The 18,721-nt window shown below is 67.2% G+C and carries 19 protein-coding genes and 1 tRNA gene; 10 read left to right on the forward strand and 10 right to left on the reverse strand.

All coding sequences use genetic code 11. The features are described 5' to 3' along the window. The first annotated feature begins 35 nt into the window (after positions 1-35). Positions 36-809: a uracil-DNA glycosylase gene (locus DQ353_RS10920; protein WP_113762782.1), complete on the forward strand. Its 774-nt coding sequence runs from the start codon at positions 36-38 to the stop codon at positions 807-809. On the opposite strand, the gene DQ353_RS10925 is transcribed toward DQ353_RS10920, so the two are convergent. Further along, complete coding sequence (locus tag DQ353_RS10925; protein ID WP_113762783.1) at positions 806-2,605, reverse strand: threonine/serine exporter family protein; 1,800 nt, start codon at positions 2,603-2,605, stop codon at positions 806-808. The genes DQ353_RS10920 and DQ353_RS10925 overlap by 4 nt on opposite strands. Positions 2,606-2,805: 200 nt before the next feature. Between DQ353_RS10925 and DQ353_RS10930 the strand changes: the two genes are divergently transcribed. Continuing rightward, entirely contained in the window at positions 2,806-3,864 is a 1,059-nt protein-coding gene (locus DQ353_RS10930) for an LLM class flavin-dependent oxidoreductase (protein WP_113762784.1), read from the forward strand. 73 nt (positions 3,865-3,937) lie between these two features. On the opposite strand, the gene DQ353_RS10935 is transcribed toward DQ353_RS10930, so the two are convergent. Beyond that, positions 3,938-4,011, reverse strand: a tRNA-Val gene (locus tag DQ353_RS10935). Positions 4,012-4,484: 473 nt separating this feature from the next. Between DQ353_RS10935 and DQ353_RS10940 the strand changes: the two genes are divergently transcribed. Continuing rightward, positions 4,485-5,069 carry a GNAT family N-acetyltransferase gene (locus tag DQ353_RS10940; RefSeq protein ID WP_113762785.1) on the forward strand — a complete coding sequence of 195 codons (585 nt, stop codon included), beginning with the start codon at positions 4,485-4,487 and terminating at the stop codon, positions 5,067-5,069. 31 nt (positions 5,070-5,100) lie between these two features. Here DQ353_RS10940 and scpC read toward each other — a convergent pair whose 3' ends face one another. After that, complete coding sequence (scpC, locus tag DQ353_RS10945) at positions 5,101-6,627, reverse strand: succinyl-CoA:acetate CoA-transferase ScpC (RefSeq protein WP_113762786.1); 1,527 nt, start codon at positions 6,625-6,627, stop codon at positions 5,101-5,103. 320 nt (positions 6,628-6,947) lie between these two features. On the opposite strand from scpC, the gene DQ353_RS22265 reads away from it, so the two are divergent. Beyond that, a complete protein-coding gene (locus DQ353_RS22265) occupies positions 6,948-7,907 on the forward strand; it encodes a transglutaminase domain-containing protein (RefSeq protein ID WP_113762787.1) in 960 nt (319 codons plus the stop codon). Here DQ353_RS22265 and DQ353_RS22270 read toward each other — a convergent pair. The 3 genes from DQ353_RS22270 to DQ353_RS10960 form a co-directional block, all read right to left on the reverse strand. Then, complete coding sequence (locus DQ353_RS22270; protein ID WP_286166757.1) at positions 7,844-8,149, reverse strand: GNAT family N-acetyltransferase; 306 nt, start codon at positions 8,147-8,149, stop codon at positions 7,844-7,846. The genes DQ353_RS22265 and DQ353_RS22270 overlap by 64 nt on opposite strands. A 5-nt stretch (positions 8,150-8,154) precedes the next feature. Then, positions 8,155-8,286 (reverse strand): hypothetical protein, encoded by a 132-nt coding sequence (locus DQ353_RS22275; protein WP_286166758.1) that lies wholly within the window; start codon positions 8,284-8,286, stop codon positions 8,155-8,157. A gap of 967 nt (positions 8,287-9,253) precedes the next feature. Beyond that, entirely contained in the window at positions 9,254-10,534 is a 1,281-nt protein-coding gene (locus DQ353_RS10960) for a nucleotide disphospho-sugar-binding domain-containing protein (protein ID WP_113762807.1), read from the reverse strand. 146 nt (positions 10,535-10,680) lie between these two features. Between DQ353_RS10960 and DQ353_RS22280 the strand changes: the two genes are divergently transcribed. After that, positions 10,681-11,298 (forward strand): hypothetical protein, encoded by a 618-nt coding sequence (locus tag DQ353_RS22280; RefSeq protein WP_286166759.1) that lies wholly within the window; start codon positions 10,681-10,683, stop codon positions 11,296-11,298. Positions 11,299-11,323: 25 nt separating this feature from the next. Beyond that, entirely contained in the window at positions 11,324-11,662 is a 339-nt protein-coding gene (locus DQ353_RS10970; protein WP_113762788.1) for a hypothetical protein, read from the forward strand. Positions 11,663-11,749: 87 nt separating this feature from the next. Here DQ353_RS10970 and DQ353_RS10975 read toward each other — a convergent pair whose 3' ends face one another. Genes DQ353_RS10975 through uriH form a run of 3 tightly spaced genes read right to left on the reverse strand, consistent with a single transcriptional unit; the run spans position 11,750 to position 15,123 of the window. Then, on the reverse strand, positions 11,750-12,721 hold the full coding sequence (locus DQ353_RS10975) for a ribokinase (protein ID WP_181578339.1): 972 nt from the start codon (positions 12,719-12,721) through the stop codon (positions 11,750-11,752). After that, positions 12,722-14,146 (reverse strand): uridine transporter UriT, encoded by a 1,425-nt coding sequence (uriT, locus tag DQ353_RS10980; RefSeq protein ID WP_113762789.1) that lies wholly within the window; start codon positions 14,144-14,146, stop codon positions 12,722-12,724. Beyond that, positions 14,143-15,123, reverse strand: a complete 981-nt coding sequence (gene uriH, locus DQ353_RS10985) for a uridine-preferring nucleoside hydrolase UriH (RefSeq protein ID WP_113762790.1) — start codon at positions 15,121-15,123, stop codon at positions 14,143-14,145. The genes uriT and uriH overlap by 4 nt, the downstream gene beginning before the upstream one ends. Before the next feature lie 194 nt (positions 15,124-15,317). Between uriH and DQ353_RS10990 the strand changes: the two genes are divergently transcribed. Continuing rightward, the gene (locus DQ353_RS10990) at positions 15,318-16,361 is read left to right on the forward strand and encodes a LacI family DNA-binding transcriptional regulator (RefSeq protein WP_113762791.1); all 1,044 of its coding nucleotides are present in this window, start codon (positions 15,318-15,320) and stop codon (positions 16,359-16,361) included. An 83-nt stretch (positions 16,362-16,444) separates the two neighbouring features. On the opposite strand, the gene DQ353_RS10995 is transcribed toward DQ353_RS10990, so the two are convergent. Then, complete coding sequence (locus DQ353_RS10995; protein WP_113762792.1) at positions 16,445-16,798, reverse strand: hypothetical protein; 354 nt, start codon at positions 16,796-16,798, stop codon at positions 16,445-16,447. Between the two features lie 135 nt (positions 16,799-16,933). Between DQ353_RS10995 and DQ353_RS11000 the strand changes: the two genes are divergently transcribed. The 3 genes from DQ353_RS11000 (at position 16,934) to DQ353_RS11010 (ending at position 18,467) form a co-directional block, all read left to right on the forward strand. Next, positions 16,934-17,842, forward strand: coding sequence for a dihydrodipicolinate synthase family protein (locus DQ353_RS11000; protein ID WP_353616688.1), 909 nt, complete (start codon positions 16,934-16,936; stop codon positions 17,840-17,842). Positions 17,843-17,955: 113 nt separating this feature from the next. After that, entirely contained in the window at positions 17,956-18,258 is a 303-nt protein-coding gene (locus DQ353_RS11005) for a hypothetical protein (protein ID WP_181578340.1), read from the forward strand. A 14-nt stretch (positions 18,259-18,272) separates the two neighbouring features. Continuing rightward, entirely contained in the window at positions 18,273-18,467 is a 195-nt protein-coding gene (locus tag DQ353_RS11010; RefSeq protein WP_146755237.1) for a hypothetical protein, read from the forward strand. Positions 18,468-18,721 lie beyond the last annotated feature (254 nt).

The following is an 18,721-nucleotide window of genomic DNA, read 5'->3' on the forward strand; positions in this document are numbered from 1 at the left end:
TCCAACCGGGCCGGCATCTGCCCACAATGGATCCCATGGACACGCACGAAACACCCCTGTTCGAGCTCCCCGCCCCGGCCGTCGACACCGCCCCATTCCCGTTTGCCAACGGGCTTGCACCCGCCGTGTCCGGAGGATTCGTGGCCGAGGACTGGGCGCAGGCGCTGGCCCCGGTGGAGGGCACGCTGGTTGAGATCGCCCGGACGCTGGAAGCCAGACGCGCCTCCGGCGAGCGCATCCTGCCGGCGCCGGGGAACATCCTGCGGGCCTTCAAGCGCCCGCTGGCCGAAGCCCGGGTGCTGGTCATGGGCCAGGACCCCTATCCCACGCCGGGGCATTCCATGGGGCTGAGCTTTGCCGCGCTGCCTCAGGTGCACCCGTTGCCGCGCAGCCTGAAGAACATCTATGCCGAGCTGCACGAGGATACCGGCGTGCCGGTCCCGTCGCACGGGGATCTTTCCGCGTGGGCCAACCAGGGCGTGGTGCTGTTGAACCGGGTGCTGACCGTGGGAGCCTCCGCGGCAGGGTCGCACCGGAAGCTGGGTTGGGAGTCGGTGACCGATGCCGCGATGGCGGCGCTGGCCGCGCGCGGCGGTCCGTTGGTGGCGATCCTGTGGGGCAAGGACGCCCAGGCACTGGCACCGGCGCTGGCACCGATCCCGATCATCGCCTCGGCGCACCCCTCGCCGTTGTCGGCGCGGCGCGGGTTCTTCGGGTCCAAGCCCTTCACCCGGGCCAACGCACTGCTGGTGGAAGCCGGCGGGGCGCCCATCGACTGGGCCCTGCCGATGGCGCCGCCCCGGTCCTAGCGGCGGCGGATGTTGCGGCGCTCGGCGAGTGCCTCGGCGCCGATCAGCGGGCGGGCGAGCGTGTCGCCGAAGACCACACCGCCGGCAATGGCCATCATGATGGTGAAGGCCGTGAACATCTCCACCATGGCCGAGGACATGTCCGCGACGTCAAAGACGATCCCGTACATGGAGCGGAAGATCATCAGTCCGGGCAGCAGGAACACGATCGCGGGGGCCGCGAGCACCAGTTGCGGGGCGCGCATCTTGTAGGCCACCCAGCGCCCGGCCATGCCGACGAAGGTCGCCGCGACGGCCGGCGACGCCCGGTCCCCCACGCCCAGGGCCTGGATGCCCAGCAGGATCAGGTATCCCAGCAGGGCGATGGCCCCGGTGGGCAGCAGGAGCTTGGGTTCGGACTGCTCGGTGATCGCCCCGGCGATGACGGCCACCACCACCAGGACGGCCAGCAGCCAACCGGGGTAGGAGATCGGGTCGATGGCGCTGACATCCAGCGTCGGGGCGCCCAGCAGCTGCCCGGAGACCAGTGCGGCCATGATCCCGGTCAGGATCGCCGCATAGGTCAGCCCCGCGGAGAAGAAGCGCCCGGCGGCGGTGACGGGGAACCCGTTGATCGCATCCTGCAGGGCCGAGACGAACCGGGAGGAGGGCAACAGCAGCAGGATGCCGCCGGCGACCACCAGCGCCGGGTCGATGGGCGCATGCAGCGCATGGAAGAGCACGGCGATGGCCGTGATCACGAACGTGGCGGTGGCGACCGAGAAGAACTCGGGCACCCGCCAGCGGGCGGCGTACTTGAGGATCTGCCCGACGGCCACCGAGGAGACGAAGGCCAGGGCGGCGCCCATCAGCGAGCCGCCGATGAAGACCACGAAAAAAGCAGCAAAGGCGCCGGCTGCCGAAGCGATCATCCAGCGCGGGAACGGCTTGGGCTTGCGCGAGACCTCCCGCAACCGGTCCACCGACTGCTGCCTGGTCACGCCGCCGGCAACGATGTCCGAGACCAGCCGGTGCACCTGCGCCAGGCCGGCAAAGTTGCTGGTCCAGGAGCGCACCACGCGCAGCATCGAGTACGACTCGCCCTCGGGCGGGGAGAAGTTCAGGTGGATGGACTGGTTGGTGATGTCCACGTCGGTGTGGCTCAGCCCGAGGGCAGCGGTCACCGCGATGACGCTGGTTTCCACCTCCAGGGCCCCTGCCCCGTAGCGGAACATGGTTTCGGCCAGGTCCAGGGCGAATTCGAGGGTCTTGCGCGCCGAGGCGTCCTTCGCCGCATTCACCTTCGGGTTGGCATAGGGGGTGCCCTTGAGCCGCTCCACGATGTTGAACGCCTGGGTGGGCGGGGTGTCGGAGGCCAGCAGGCGCGAGATCATGCGCCGGGCCGCCGGGTTGGCGCGTGGAGGCAACGCCGGGGCGCCGGAGGAGGTGACGCCCACCTGACCGGTCTTGGCGTTGATGGCGTCCTGCGCCAGGGTGGTGGGCCGCGGCCTGCGGGCGGGCCGAGCCGGCTTCGCAGGCCGGGCCGGCCGGGGGCTTCCGGGGCGCTTGGCAGCCGGCTTCCCCCCGGATCCGTCCGCGGCTGCGGCGGAGGGCTTCGCGGGCACGGCTGCGTCCTTCGGGATGCCGGCGTGCGGGATTCCGGGGGCGCTTTGCGCGTGCGCGGCAGCGTCCTTCAAGGCCTGGGCAATGTGGACCATTTCCCGTGTCTGGACACGTCGAATGCTCGAGACCTGCGGGTTGGGATCCTCGCCCGGGGACGCCGGCGTGGTGGTGTCCGGTCCCTTACCTGAAGACACGCTTTCTCCTGTCAATTGCGCTTGTTCCCACCCACCATACAGCCGCCTTGTTGCCCGGCGATCCACCCGCCGCGCGCCCGGTAATGGCGGCCGCGCTTGATGCCGGCGATACAGCCGCGGGAATATCCGCAGGACCTCCTGCGTTGAGCCACTTTGAATGCAAACGCATATAAATTCTGTCGGAAGAAACACGGGAGATCATGAGTAATTCCACTGGCAACGTTCAGCCTCTTGAGATCGGGATCGAGACCTTCGGCGACATCACCGCCGATGCCAACGACGTGCCGCTGCACGCGGCACAGGTGCTGCGCAACGTGGTCGCCGAGGCCCGGGCCGCCGAAGCCGCAGGGCTCGACTTCTTCGGGGTGGGTGAACACCACCGCGACGACTACTCGATCTCCGCGCCCGAGGTGGTGCTCGGAGCCATCGCCTCGGTGACCGAAAAGATCCGTCTCGGCACCGCGGTGACGGTGTTGAGCTCGGATGATCCGGTGCGCGTCTACGAACGTTTCGCCACCCTCGACGGCCTGTCCAACGGCCGGGCCGAAGTCATCCTGGGACGCGGCTCCTTCATCGAATCCTTCCCGCTCTTCGGCTACGAGCTCACCGACTACGAACTGCTCTTCGAGGAGAAGCTCGCCCTGTTCGCAAAGCTGCGCAAGGGCGAGCCGGTCAGCTGGTCCGGCCAAACCCGCTCGGCACTGCGCAACCAGGCCGTTTACCCGCCCATCGAGCGCGGCACGCTGGATGCCTGGGTGGGTGTGGGCGGAAGCCCCGAATCGGTGGTGCGCGCGGCCAAGCACGGGCTGCCGCTGTTCCTGGCCATCATCGGCGGGCAGCCCATGGCCTTCGAACCGTTGACCCGGCTCTACAAGCGCTCGCTGGAGGAGTTTGGCCACCAGGGCCAGAAGATCGGCGCGCACTTCCACGGCCTGGTCGCCGACAGCGACGAGGAAGCCATGGATCTGTTGTGGCCGCACTACAAGACCACCATGGACCGACTGGGTGCCGAGCGCGGCTGGCCGCCGGCAAGCCGCATGCGCTTCGAGGCCTCCACCGGACCCGATGGGTCGATGCTTGCCGGCAGCCCGGAGACGGTGGCCAGGAAGATGGCCCGCTTTGCGCAGGGTCTCGGGCTCTCCCGGATCGACATCAAGTACTCGGCCGGAACCCTGCCGCACGAGACCATGATGCGCAGCATCGAGCTGCTGGGCACCAAGGTCAAGCCGCTGGTCCTGGACATGCTCAGCGACAAGTAGACGCGGCCCCATGGCGGTAAGCAGGCCCGATTAACGAAAAGAGCCCCGGATATCCGGGGCTCTTTTCCTTGGGTGGTTCTTAGCAGACTCGAACTGCTGACCTCTCGCGTGTGAAGCGAGCGCTCTAACCAACTGAGCTAAAGAACCGTCATGCAACTCCCGAAGGAGTACCTAGCAAGATTAGCCGAGCACCTCGGCACACACCAAATCGAATGAACCGATCCCGTTACCGGGCTTCCCGCTGGCCCCCGAGCCGGAGCCCGCCGCACCCAATCTGCGGCCACGCCCGGGCGCGAAAAACGAAGGTGAATTCCTGGCGAACCCGCACCCTTCCGACGTCGCCATGAACCGCGGGATTCCGGGCCTTCTTGGCCCCCGGCCCGGTTCCGTGCCACGCAGGTTTCCGGGGGTTCGGCGAGTCGTTATGAAGCCGTGTTTACAACGGGGCTTCCGGCGGGTAATAATTTCACTGTCGAAATCTTCGACGCCCAAACTGGGCCCTACAAGGAAGCTGCCGGGAGCCGCCGGCAGCGGTCCCCTACCGGCCAAAGAACCGGCCCGGCGTAATTCCGGGAACCACTTCTTTTGTTCGCTCTATTTCGCCTAGAGGACCGCTCCCAGTGCTTCCCATCATTGAGTATTCCCTGTCCTATTCCGTGCCCACCGGCACCGAACGTGATGCCCTGTCCGCACTCACACTGAACCCCGATGCCCGCTGGCACGAACGCATGGACCAAGCAAGGTTCGTGGTCACCGCGCTGCACGAGGGCACCCGGGTGGGAGTGGGAATCGTGCACACCTCCGTGACCGCACCGACCATGGTGCCCAGCCCCATGGAACTCGGCGGCATGTTCGTGCACCCCGCCTACCGCCGGCTGGGCATCCGCCAGCACATGGCCGAGGCCAGGCTCACCTATGCCCTGTCCATGGGCGGCACCCCGATCACCGTCATCGACAACCGCAACCAGGCCTCGTGGGGCTACTACGAGCGTTCCGCCCGGTGGACGCCGGAACGCGAGTACACCGGATACTTCACCGGGCTGCCGATGACCATCTGGGTGTCCACCGAATCCTCCTGGTACCGCACGGCCATGGGCCTGAACCCGCTGGTCCCGGCCCAGCCCAACACCGTCCTGCCGCACGGTGCCACCCCGCAGCGGCCGCTGGCCTTCGGGCCGGACCAGGACAACGCCGTTCCCGCGTAGGAAAACGCGGACGGATGGCGATGGAAAGGGACTATTCCCGTGCGGCTCCGGGGCGCATGTCGCCCGTGTCGATGTAGCGCTGGTGCCAAGACAGCGACTCCCCCAAAAGGTGCGGGGTGTGTTTGCCGTAGCTGGAAACCTTGGCGCGGTCGAAGTAGTCCTGCAGCATCGGGCGGTACTCCGGGGCAGAGCATTTGTCGATGATGACCTGGGCGCGCTGCTTGGGCGAGAGGCCGCGCAGGTCGGCAAGCCCGCGTTCGGTAATCAGGATCATGGTGTCGTGCTCGGTGTGGTCGACGTGGCTGGCCATCGGCACGATGCCGGAGATCTTCCCGCCCTTGGCCGTCGAGGGGGACATGAACACCGAGAGGTAGCCGTTGCGGGCGAAGTCGCCCGAGCCGCCGATGCCGTTCATGACGTGCGAGCCGACCACGTTGGTGGAGTTCACGTTCCCGTAGATGTCGGCCTCGATCATGCCGTTCAGGGCGATGCAGCCCAGCCGGCGCACCAGCTCCGGGTGGTTGGAGATCTCCTGGGGGCGCAGCAGGATGCGCTCGCGGTAGAAGTCGACGTGCGCATTGAACTCGTCGATGCCGTCGGAGGACAGGGAGAAGGAGGTCGCCGAGGCGAACCCGATCGTCCCGTCCTTGAGCAGGGACAGCATGCCGTCCTGGATGACCTCGGTGTAGGCCTGCAGGCCCTTGTAGCCATCGCGGGCCAGACCCGCGAGCACGGCGTTGGCGATGTTCCCCACGCCGGACTGCAGCGGCAGCAGCTTGTCGGTCAGCCGTCCGGCACGGATCTCGTGGTCCAGGAAGTCCAGCAGGTGGTCGGCGATCTGCTTGGAGGTCTCGTCGACGGGTGCGAACGGGCTCAAGCGGTCCGGGGCGTCGGTTTCCACCACGGCGACGATCTTGGCCGGGTCAACCCGCAGGTAGGGCTCGCCGATCCGCTGGTCGGCAGTGGTCATCTCGATCGGCTTGCGGTGCGGGGGCAGAGCGGTGCCGTAGTAGATGTCGTGCATGCCTTCCATGGCGGCGGACTGCTGCGTGTTGACCTCGAGGATGACCTTGTCGGCCATGTCCAGCCAGGTCTTGTTGTTGCCCACCGAGGAGGAAGGGATCAGCCGTCCGTCCTCTGTCACGCCGACGACCTCGATGATGGCCAGGTCGATCTTGCCGTAGAAGCCGAACCAGGCGTGCTGCGCCACATGGGAGAGGTGGATGTCCATGTATTCCATCTCGCCGGCGTTGATGCGGCGGCGCAGATCCGGATCGGACATGTACGGCAGGCGCAGCTCCATGCCGCCGGCGCGGGCCAGCACCCCGTCGAGCTCCGGGGCGGTGGAGGCGCCGGTGAGCACGTTGATCTTGAACGGGTTCCCCCCGGCCTGCTCCTTTTCCATGAGCGCGGCGAGCGCTCCCGGGACTGCCTTCGGGTAGCCGGCACCGGTGAACCCGCTCATGGCCACCGTCATGCCCGGCTTCACCAGGTCTGCGGCCTGCTCGGCCGACATGCGGAGGTCAAGGAACTTTGAGTAATGGATCCGATCGTGCACGGCTGCCCTTCCTAGGATGTGCGACACACTGGCCTCGTGTCGCCTGCGCCACTTTAGCCCTTGATTGCATCACATTCGTCCTGTTTTGCGCTCGCCTGGCGCCAACGGTTCCAACACTCGGTGAGCCGCCCCGAATTTGCGGTGACCGGCAGGTGAAAGCCGGATGCCGGATAGCATTGCGGGATGACCGAGAAGCAGAAAATGATCTGGACCATGTCCGCCATCGGAATCCTGGTGGTTGCCGGTTGGGTGTTTATCGGCTCCGGGGGTCTGGCGCTGCTGTTCGATTCCTGACCGGTTGGCGTGGCAGACCCGGTCCCATGACCTGCGCCCTGACCACGACAGCCCGGTTGCGCCGTGCCGACGCCTTCTGCGGCAATCCGGCGGTCGGCACGACCCGCTTCACCCCCATCATTGACGGCGGCGACCCGGTGTTGCTGGATCTCGGCGCCCGGCTGCGGGTCGGCACCGGCAGCGACTTGGAGTTCCTGCGCGAGGCCCACCGGTGGATCCAGCAGCGGATCCGCCCCGTGTATTCGCTCAACGAAACCCAGCCGGCTTCGGCCACGCTGGCCAAGTGCCGGGGTGCGTGTTCGCAGCGCATTGCCTTGCTGGAGGCGTTGGCGCGAGGAGCGGGAATCGCCACCCGCTCGGAGGCCCTGCTGATCCATGGATCGTTTTGGCATCCGCGGTTCAGGTATGTGCGCCGCGCGGTCCCCCAACGCATCCTTATCGCCTGGCCGGATTTCTTGGTCGATTCGGCCTGGATGAATCTCTCGGATCTCTTCGTGGCGGATGCCAAGAACCCGGCCCCGGCCTTCGCAAACCAGGGAGCCGAGACCCTCTTTGATGCCATCGCCACCGGATCCGCCAGCTGGGTGGCAAGCGGCTGCGCCGAGGGATCCTGCATGCCCGGCGACCTGGCCCGGGTTGACCGGTTGCTGGGCAGGTTCGCGGACCGGGACGCGGTCTTTGCCCGTTACGGCCAGAACCCGCCGGGCATCCTGTGCGTGCCCCTCGAACCCGTCTTCGGCCGGTGGGCGGCCAAGGGATGGATTTCCGGCCATCCCAGGGCGATTGGCCGGGACAAGAATCAGGCCGGGCCGAGCTGCCGCACGTATTGCCGGCACACATGGACCCGTTTGAAGGCCCGGCGCATTGGTTCCTCGTCCTTGATATCGGCATGCATGAAGGCCGGCACCGGCCGGGACAACCCCTACGGGCCCTGGAACCCTTCATTCGGATCTTTGTCTCCCTTGTACACGTGCAGATATCGGTAGTATCGGTAGGCCTCTTCAAAACAGTTGCCCTGGTACCAGCCGTTTGCCGCGGCGTCTTCCCGGGTCCAGGTATCCAGGGTCCTGGTCCCGAACGGCAGGCGGGGCAGGGCTTCGGCCAGCAGTGCCGTCGCAATCCCCTGCTGCCGGGCACTTGGATGCACGGCGATCGAATCAATGGTTGCCGAATCTCCGTTCGGTTCGATGTCGAGCAGGCCCACGATCGTGCCATTGTCCTCCGCCACCAGGCTCAGGTTCGGGCCTCGATGTCGCTGCGGTCTGTGCGGACTTCGTCGTAGAAGTTGCTGTCCAGGAAGCTGAGCAGCCGGCATTCGGGCCAGCCCCGTTCGTCCGCCGGGTGGTATTCACGGATTTTGAACATGACGGCAGGGCCTATCGTTGGATGGCGTGGACCGAGTATTGAGCGTACTGGCGGTAGTCCTGCAGATTCAGGTCACTCCGCCAAGCTGGCACTGGCTGGTCAAACACTTCAAGAGCATCCTGCCGGGACCTGCGACCGGCCAAACGCAAAACGGGTGTGCCCGCCACTCCAGTGGCGGACACACCCGTTTGTACCGTGCATTGGCCCGGGACGTTCATTCCCGGGCCAACCTCAAACCTATGCGACCTGTTCGGTGCCCGGCTCTTCATGCTCGTTGTGTGCCTTGCGGTAACGAGCGACCATCGAAAAAGTCAGTACGCTCAGTAGTCCGATCATCGTGAAGGCCGTAATGATGAGTGCTTCATGACCTGGTGTCATTATGATTCGTCCTTTCATGACAATGCGGCGATTTGACGGGCTTCTGCCCCTTCTCTTATCAACCGCCGGAAGTGCCAGGCTCGTCGCCGGGAGGCGTCAAGCCCTGGGCCCGTTCCGTTTCTTGCTTTGTTTCCGTTGCATGCCCCGACACCATTGGAGGGGCGTTCCTGCGCTTCGGACAGTCCTCGTCATGTGGCCAAGCCTGCAACGTGCCTGGCCGCTGCGCGCCCTCGATGACCCGCATCGATGCGCGAGCGAAACGTGCCGGCAATGAATTCCGGCAGGCTTGCCTCATCGAATCGCACGGCGCGCCCTCGGGGCTACCCGATCCAAGCGGCCGTTTGCGGAGCTCGGGATAAGTTGGCATTGCCATCAGCGCTGCATCCGGCCTTGACCAATGCATCCCGGGACCACTGTCCGAACCTCCCCTGGGTCCGCATGGGATTTTGAGCGGCTGTGCGAATCAATTCGACGGCTCACGCTCTTCTAGCAACCCTTGAGGAGGTCTTTAATTATCGCATATTTGTACTAAATAGACAAATCGATGGTCGGCTGAACGCGGCATAATCATCCGGTCGGCCAAAGGCATTCACCATTCCAATTCCTCGAGCAGAAGCGACTCGTCGGCCGCATCGCGGGCGATGTCCACGCCGAGCCGCCGGGCGCAGAGGCGGTAGTCGTCGTTTCCCGAGACCGTGGCGATGGCCCGGGCGATGGTGCCGGCCGAGGCGCGGCGGGACACCTCGACACCGGCACCGCGGGAGGTGACGCGGACGGCGTTTCCGGACTGGTCGCGACCGTGATGCAGAATGACCAGCGGCACCCCCGCCGCCAGCGCCTTGACCACGGTGCCGTGCCCTCCATGGGTGATGACCAGGCTGGCCCGAGCCATGGCCTGGTGGTGGGGCGCGGCGGCCACCACCGCCACGTTGGCCGGCGCATGGATCTGTCCGGGGTCGACCGCGGGGCCGGTGGTCACCAGCCCGCGCACCGGCAGGCTCCCGAGTGCGTCCACGATGCGTTGCATGCACTGGACGTGGTTCTGGAACGTCGAGGACATGGCCACCAGGACCAGCGGCTCCTCGCCTGAGGGCGGGGCCCACGGGGCGTTGGAGGTCCAGGCCGGGTCATCGAGGATCGGTCCCACGTAGCGGGCGTTGGCCGGAAGCTCGGCAGGGAAGTCAAAGGCCGAGGAGGTGAGGATCAGCTGGCGCCTGGCGCGATGCACCTGGGCCCACGTGTTGGGCACCGGGGCCAGCCCGTGATCGGCACGCAACTCGTTCAACGGGGCAAGCGCGAACCTGTCTGCCAACCTGGTGCCGCCGAAGGACGTCACGCGGTCGCGCAGTGCACCCAGCGGCCCCTTCGCCGGGGTGAAGCCGGTGCCGACCTGCGGCATGCCCTTGGCGGGCAGCGGGTAGGTGTTGGGCATCAGGACGTCGAAGGGAACCCCGCGAGCCTCGGCCCCCACCATGGCGCCGAAGGCGAAGAACGAGGTCAGCACCAGGTCCGGCCGCACCTCGTCGATGGCCTCCGCAGTGTCACTGGCCTGCTGCGGGGCCCGGTGCCCGATCATGTTTTCGAACATGTCCCGGGCCAGGGCCATCGGGCCGTGCAGCGCCCAGTCACGGACCTCTCCGGTGTGGCCATCGGTCCAGGAACGGAACGAGGCCCCGGCAGCGGCCGCCTGGTCTTCCATGGAATCGTCGGCGAGCACCACGACCTCATGCCCTCGGCGGGCCAGCCGCCGGGCGACGCCGAGTTCCGGCGGAACGGTGCCGCCGGCGTCCTTGAGTGCGAAGAGATAGGTGCGGCGGGTCGCTTCCGGCGTTGGTCCTGCGCCCCGGGACCCGGCTGTTGGATCGCTCATGGCAGCCACGGTACGCCGCGGGTACGGCGCGCAACATCCGTGCCTGTACCTGTTTTTCCCGGTTCCGGGCGCGGTTCACACTTCCGGCAGGATCAGCGGATGCCTCGCGATATCCCCAAGTGCCGGAGCCGAGTAGGCTTCGGGGCATGACCACCGCCGTCGTATTCACCGCAGTGCTCGCCCTTTTGGTCCTCTTCCAGCTGGCCCTGGCGTTCGGCGCCCCGTGGGGCCGGTTCGCATGGGGTGGGCGGCATCCTGGCACGCTGCCGGTTCCCCTCCGGTTCGCTTCGGTGTTCTCCGTGCTGGTCTATGGGTTCATCGCGTTGCTCGCCCTGGACCGGGCGGGCGCCATCGAGTTGTTTCCCGCCGGGTTCTCCCGGGTCGGAATCTGGGTCGTGTTCGCCTATCTGGCACTTGGGGTGGCGATGAATGCGATTTCCCGGTCCAAGCCGGAGCGTTTCTCGATGACTCCGGTGGCGCTGGTGCTTGCTGTTCTTGCGCTGCTCATCGCGCTTTCACCCGCGCCCGAGCGGGCGTTCGCCGGCATGGTGCTGGATAACGGAAGCGGTCCGGTGTACTGCACGACCGTCATGGAGTCCTACCCGCCGCAATGCGGCCACGACTCCCCCGCGGTGCTCGGCTGGGACTGGAATGCCGTGGGGCACCAGCAGTCGCAGTCGGTACGCTGGGGCGAATACAGCTTCCAGGGCGTGCGCGGGCGCGACACGATCACCCTGAAAGGCGCGGCGGAGCCGCTGCGCTGAGCAGGTTCAAGGAAAGGTCGCACCCGTGAGGAAAGCAAGACGCGGCGCAGGGGTCGTTTCCATCCTGCTGGCGGGATCTTCGGGGCCGGTGAGCGTTGCCGAAAAGGTGGAACGGGGCTTGCGATCCACGGTGGCCGATGCCCAGAACTCGGCCATCCCGACGGAGGAGCCGTCCGCGCCCCGGCTCAAGGAGGGCAATCGGTTCGCGCTGATCACCTGGGGCGGTTCGTCCGGCCCGTGCAGCGCCGATCTGGCGCCAACCACGCACGAGCTACCGGTGCCGGAATCGGTCACCCGGCGCCCGGTCACCCTGGCCCTGGGATACCCGGTCGGTGCCGCCACCAAGGCCCTGGTCCTTCATTGAACCCCTGCCGCAACAAACAAGCGCCAGCGCCCTCCCGGGGAACGGCCCGGGAGGGAGCCGGCGCATGGTCGGCGGGCCGGGAATCGGCTAGGCGTTGAGCCTGGCGAACACCTCGGCGGCATCCGGGTAGGCGGCCTGAGTGCCCTTCTTGGTGGCCGCCAGCGCGGCGCCCACCGAGGCGAAGGCGGCGGCCTCGGCCAGCGGGTCCCCGGCTGCCAGGCGTGCGGCCAGCCCGCCGGTGAAGGCGTCGCCGGCACCGGTGGTGTCCACCGCATCCACGCGGGTCGGGGCGATGCGCACGATGCGCTTGCCCGCTTCGGCCCGTGAGTCCAGCACCACCGAGCCGGCCGCGCCCAGGGTCACCACGGCGCTTGGCAGCCCGCGGGCCACCAGGTGCCCGAGCACCGGTTCCCAGGCCGGGGCCTCGGCGTCGGGGCCCGGGATTTGCTCCCCGTCCAGGAACTGGGAGGCCTCGTGCGCATTGACCAGCAAGACGTCGGACAGCGCCGCAAGGCTTGGGCGGATGGGTGCGTACGGGGAGAGGTTCAGCAGCACCGTGGCCCCGGCGTCCGCTCCGGCCTTCGCTGCGGCCTCGACGGTGTCCAGGTCCACTTCCAGGCACAGGCACAGCACCGCGGCGCCCTCGAAGGCGGCTCCGGCTTCCGCGACGTCGCCCGGGGACAGGGTTCCGTTGGCACCGGCGGAAATCACGATGGTGTTCTCCGCGGAGGCATCCACGGTCACCACGGCGACGCCGGTTTCCACACCGGGGACCTGGCGCACGTGGGACATCTCCACATTGGCCGCGGCGCAGGATTCGAGCAGCATGGCCCCGTTGGCGTCCCGGCCCACGGCGCCCACCAGCGACACGTTGGCCCCGAGCTTGCCGGCCGCAACGGCCTGGTTGGCGCTCTTGCCGCCGGGGTTCACGGTGAAGCCCTCACCGTGCAGGGTCTCCCCCGGTTCGGGCAGGCGTTCGGTGTAAATGGTCAGGTCGGCGTTCAGCGAGCCGACCACCACGATCTTGCCGGGCTGGTGGCCCGGGGCTTGGGTATCCAACTACTTCACCTCTGCGTCGACGGGCTTGGGGATCAGCAACGAGGCGGCGAAGGCAGCCACGGTGATGATCAGGCCGACCACCACCACGGTGACGTAGGAAGCGCGGTCGCCCAGGGACGAGGTTCCCACAAGCACTGCCGGAAGCACAAGGAAGCTCAACCCGGCGCCCAGGTTGAAGGCTCCGGCGTTCATGCCCGGCAGGAAGCCGGGATTGCCCTTGGGCGAGAGCACCACGCCCAAGCCGTTGAGCATGATGTTGGCGGTTCCGGCGTACATGATGCCCAGCAGCGCGGTGCCGGCAATCATCAGGGGCAGCGAATCCATGCCGAAGAACACGATGACCAGCAGCGCGGCAACCGAGCCGAGCATGCCGATGCGCAGCACCTTGTTATAGCCCCAGACCGGGGCCAGGCGTCCGCTGATGGGTCCGAAGATCCAGCCCAGCAGCGCGTACGGGGTGAGGATCAGCAGCGCGGTCTGCGTGGGGCCGACCCCGAAGCCGGCCCCGGCGGCCTGCACGTAGGCCGGGACGATGCCGTTGATGACCGCGAAGATTCCGGTCATGGTCAGTACCGTGGTCAGCAACGGGGCCCAGGTGGCGCGCTGGCGCAGGTGCTCGAGCTGCACCATGGGCTCGGCCACGCGCTTCTCGGTGGACCAGAAGCCGTAGAACGCCGCGGCGGACACGGCCAGCAGGACCAGCGACAGGATGACGGTGGCCGGGTCGATGCCGCCGACCAGCTTGGCGGCCTCGTTCAGGGCCGTGAGCAGCGCACCGACGGCCACGACGATGAAGAACACCCCTAGCCAGTCCATCTTGGTGCCTGCCTGCGGCTTGGACTCGCGGGTCAGCAGGGCCACGGCAGCCGCGGCAACGACGGCCAGGACGACCATGAACCAGAAGATGGAGCGGAAGCCGTGGTTCTCGGCCAGGTAGCCGCCAAGGAAGGAGTCGACGCCGGCGACCCCGCCGTTGACGGCGAGGACCAGGCCCATCAGGGCGCCGTAGCGGCGCGGGTTGGGCACTGCGGAACGCAGCATCAGCAGGGCCAGCGGCACCGTGGGGCCGGAGATGCCCTGGATGATGCGTCCGGCGAAGAGCCAGCCGATACTCGGGGCCAGGGCCGCGACGACGGAGCCGACGGCGGTCAGCAGCATCATGATGACCAGGATGCGCTTGCGGCCCACGACGTCGGAAAGACGGGGCAGGAACAGCGAGAACAGGGCGGCGGTGGTGAAGAACCAGGTCTGCGACAGGCCGATCGCGGCCTGGTCGGTGCCCAGCTCCTCGCCCATGGTGACCAGCGCGGGGCTGAGCATCGAGGCGTTGAGCTGGAAAGCCACGCAGGCGGTGAGCAGGGCTGCGGTCAGCGCCGCGGTGCCGCCGCGGGAAACGAGGGGGGCCTTCTCGGTCAGGGCGCTCATGCGTTTGCGACCTCTACCTCGCCGATGCGCACCAGGGCGTCGGTCACGAGGTTCCAGAAGCGCTCGTGGTCAAGGTCAACGGCCACCGAGGTGTGGCAGTCGGCCGGGGCCGGGGCGCGGAAGTCGGCAACGGTCATGCCCAGGGTCAAGGTGCCGGCCAGTTCGATGTTCACCGGCACCTTGCGGGTGGTGACAATGGTTGGGTCAATCACGTAGGCCACGGCGCAGGGGTCGTGGACCGGCGGGAAATCGAAGCCCTGGGCGTCCTTGTAGGTGGCCTTGAAGAAGTCCATGAGTTCGCGCACGAACCTGGCCGGGCCGGTGCCCACTGCCTCGATCTGCGCGACGACCTCGTCGGTGGCCAGCGCCTGGTGGGTCAAGTCGAGCCCGACCATGACCACGGGCCACTTCTCGTTGAAGACGATGTGTGCGGCCTCGGGGTCGATGATGATGTTGAACTCGGCCACGGCGCTCCAGTTGCCCACGTGGTAGCCGCCGCCCATCAGGACGACTTCCTTCACGCGCTCGACGATGCGCGGTTCCTTGCGCGCGGCCATGGCGATGTTGGTCAGACCGCCGGTGGGGACCAGGGTCACGGTGCCCGGCTCGTGGGCCATGATGGTGTCGATGATCAGGTCCACCGCGTGGCGGGGATCCAGTTCGATGGTGGATTCGGGCTGCTTGGGTCCGTCCATGCCGGATTCGCCGTGGATGTCGGGCGCGTTTTCGATGGTGCGCACCAGCGGGCGGGCGCAGCCCGCGGCGAAGGGAACACCGGTGATGCCCGCGATGGTTCCGGTTGCCAGGGCGTTCTTGGTGACCTTGGCCAGGGTCTGGTTGCCGACCACGGTGGTGACGGCAAGCAGCTCGATGGCGGGGCTGCCATGCGCCAGCAGGATGGCAACGGCGTCGTCATGTCCCGGATCGCAGTCCAGGATGATCTTTCGCGGCTCGGTTGTAGCGATGGGTGCACCCATTGTCGTTCTCCACATCTTCGGGGATACCCCTGCCCGCGGTTTTGCGGCCGTGGACAGGAAATGCTGTTTCACCGGAATTCTGGCACCTTCCACACCCGCACGTCAAACGCTTAACTAATCGTCCGGAAACACCCTAGTCAAACGCTTGACGCCAATCAGGTCGCGAAGCCCGGTCCTCGACTAAGATAAAAGCCATGCATTCGACCCAAAAGCCACGGCCCAACCCACCGAGTCGGCGACGGGTCACGGCAGCCATGGTGGCCGAACGGGCAGGGGTTTCCACCGCGACAGTGTCCCTGGTTGCCAACGGCAAGGCCAGCGGCCGGGTCTCGACCACCAACGAGACCAAGGTCCGTGAGGCCATCCGCGCCCTGGGCTACGTGGTGGACGGAATCGGAAGCTCGCTGGCCAGGGGCGTGAGCAACACCGTGATCATGGTGGCACCGGACATCTCCAACCCCTTCTTTGCCACGGTCATTGCCGGGGTGCGCTCCGCGCTGGGTTCCAAGTACCAGTTGCTGCTCTCGGTCACCGATGCCGGCCAGCTGCCCAGCGCCGATGACACCCGCCGGCTGCTGGGCCTGCGCCCGGCAGGCCTGCTGGTCGACGCTCCCGAGTTTTCGTTCCTTGAGGAGCTTTCGGCCCCCGGCCCGCTGGTGCTGCTCGATGCCCCCGGTTTCGGCCCGGAGATCCCGGCGGTGAACCTCGATGTCGCCCACGGCGCGCGACTGGTGGCCGGGCACCTGGCTGCGGCCGGCCACAAGAAAGTCGCGTACCTCGACGGCACCACCGGCACCGCCACCTTCGAGCTGCGCCGCACCGCGTTCCTTGAAACCGCTGCCGAACTCGGCATGGAAATCCCCGCCGGCGCATTGGCCGCCACCACCATCAACGTGGGACTGGCCGCCGATGCGTTTGCCGAGGCCTGGCCCCGATGGAAGAAGGCAGGGGTCACCGCGGTGGTCTGTGCCACCGACACCCACGCCTACGGCGTCCTGCAGGAAGCGCGCGCCGCGGGGATCTCGATCCCCGGCGAACTCGCTGTGACCGGCTTCGACGACCTGCCCTACTCGAGAACCAGCTCCCCGTCCCTGACCAGCGTGAACCTGCCCGGCGAGCTGTTGGGCCGGCGGGCTGCCGAGCAGCTGCTGCGGCTGATAGACGGCGAGGAACTTCAAACGCAGCAGGTCACCCTCGAGAGCACGCTCATGGTGCGCGGTTCCACGCGCGAGGCCTGACCCCGGCCTTCAGGAGGCCCGAACCGCACGCAAGCGGACCCTGGTGCCCGCGGCCAGGTCGTGCGGACCACGCCCGGTGGCAATCACCATCGCGATGTAGACGATGGCAGCTGCCGTCGCCGTATGCATCCCCACAAAGATCCACGCCCGGGGGTGGCCTCCTTGCCCTCGCGATGGATGACACCCATCAACTGCCAGATGAAGAAGTGGGCGTTCTCCCACGGCAAGGGCTTCACGACGGTGCGCAGCAGGATCTTCGTCCGCTTCGGAACCGAGCCCTCAATGCCGATGAGCCCCAGGCCCATCCGGCGCTTGCCCCAGGTGCTGCGGTGCGCGCCGGACCCGGTCTTGTGGAGGTAGAAGCCGACCACGAACGTCAGCAGCAGGAAATACAGCAACTCGCTGCCGATCGGACCGAACAGGCCAAGGACGATCATCCAAGCCAGGATGACCAGGTAGTCCCGTCACAAGGCGGCCAGGCGCCGCGTCCGCTCGCTCATTCGCCCACCCTGCAAGGGCGCGGAACCCCATGCCAACGGTAAGCCGGAAAAACTGATATATCCTCGGTGACCATGAAGCCATCGACGATGTTCACCGGGCTCAGCTCCTTTCCGCTGACCCCGCTCACCGACACCGGCATCGACGAGCCCGCCTTCGAACGTCTCGTTGCACGGGTCGCGGCCGCCGGCGTCGATTCCATCTGTGTCCTCGGTTCGACCGGCAGCTACGCCTACCTGGACCGGGCCGAACGCGCCCGCGCCGTCGAGCTGGCCGTGGCCGGCTCCGGAAACGTCCCGGTGCTCGCCGGTGTGGGCGCCCTGCGCACGCGGGATGTCCTGCGCCATGTCGAGGACGCCCAGGATCGCGGTGCGGCCGCCGTCCTGCTGGCCCCGATGAGCTATCAGGCCCTGACCGATGACGAGGTCTTCGGGCTCTACGAGGATGTCACGGCGATTCTCTCGGTTCCGCTGGTCGTCTACGACAACCCGACGACCACGCGCGTGGTCGTCAGCGACGAGTTGCACGCGCGGATTGCGCAGCTGCCCGGCATTGCCTCCATCAAGATTCCCCCGGTCCCGGCCGATTCCGAGCAGGCAATGACCCGGGTTTCCCGTCTCCGGGCCATGGTGCCCGGGCACGTGACCATCGGCGTCAGCGGCGACGGGGCGGCCGCGGATGGCCTTCTTGCCGGTTGCGATGCCTGGTACAGCGTCATTGCGGGAATCCTGCCCGAGCGGTGCTTGGCGATCACCCGCGCCGCGACGGCCGGCAATACCGCACTGGCACGTTCCCTGTCCCTGGAGCTGGATCCATTGTGGAAGCTCATGGCCCGGTTCGGAAGCTACCGGGTGGCTTCCGCCGTGGCCGAGGACCTTGGCCTGGTCTCCGCGGGGAACCTTCCCGCCCCCGTCCGGGGACTGGATGGCACCGGGCGGGCGGCCGTGGCAAGGGCACTGACAGAGGCGGATCTCCTCCGCTAGGCCACCGGGCAAACCGTTTCCTGGCCCGGCCTGGCTCCGGGCCCCTGCCACAGTGACGGATGCCCCAAAGTTGATCCGGCAACCGTTCCGAGATGCGCCGGGAAAGACGGAACATGATGACCGGGGAATCCGGAACGACACCAACCACCGGAGTGCTGGCCGGCAAGAAGGTGCTCCGGCTTCTGGTGGCAGCACCGGCGTGGACCCTCGCCGCGGTCACCGCCATCCACCTGCTTCTGTTGGGTTCGACGCCGCAGCACATGGCCAGACATACGGGTCCCGACGGCACCGGGTACAGCTCGACCACTCTCGTCCTGGCGATCATCGTCGCCGCTTCCGCCAGTGCGTTCGCGATCGGCGGCGCCACGGCCCTCGGTTTCTTGAGGGCCGGCCACCGGTACCAGACCGAAAAATGATTGCCGTCGGCCTCGTGTCCCTTGGATCCGGGGTCGCCGGCATCGGACTGGCAACGATGCTGGCGACCGTTTGCCTCGCCGCCGAGGCAATCGCCGGGGATGCGATCGGCGTTTCCAAGGTGGCGTTCCTGGTTGCCTTCGTCGCCGCCGCCTGGACCTACACGCGCGTGCTTCCCCCGGGCAAGCTGGAACACCTCGACGGGAACTGACCGGCGGGCGGCGCGTTCTTCCGAGGCGTTGACTGGAGATGTGAACCGATTCGGTACCGGCTCGGCCGGGCCTACCCTGACGCCGCCGACGCGTGGCCTCTCTAGGTGAAGTATTAGGCTCAAAAAGGTAACTGGTCAGGGGGTGGCGGGTAGCCAAGGATCCCCGGCGAACAATTCACCCAAGGCATCGAACACGTTTTTGCCTTGCTTCAGAGCGGTGCCCACATAGGAACGCACGGCCAGGAATGCCTCGG

It is taken from the genome of Arthrobacter sp. AQ5-05 (assembly GCF_003287975.1).
Lineage (GTDB): Bacteria > Actinomycetota > Actinomycetes > Actinomycetales > Micrococcaceae > Paeniglutamicibacter.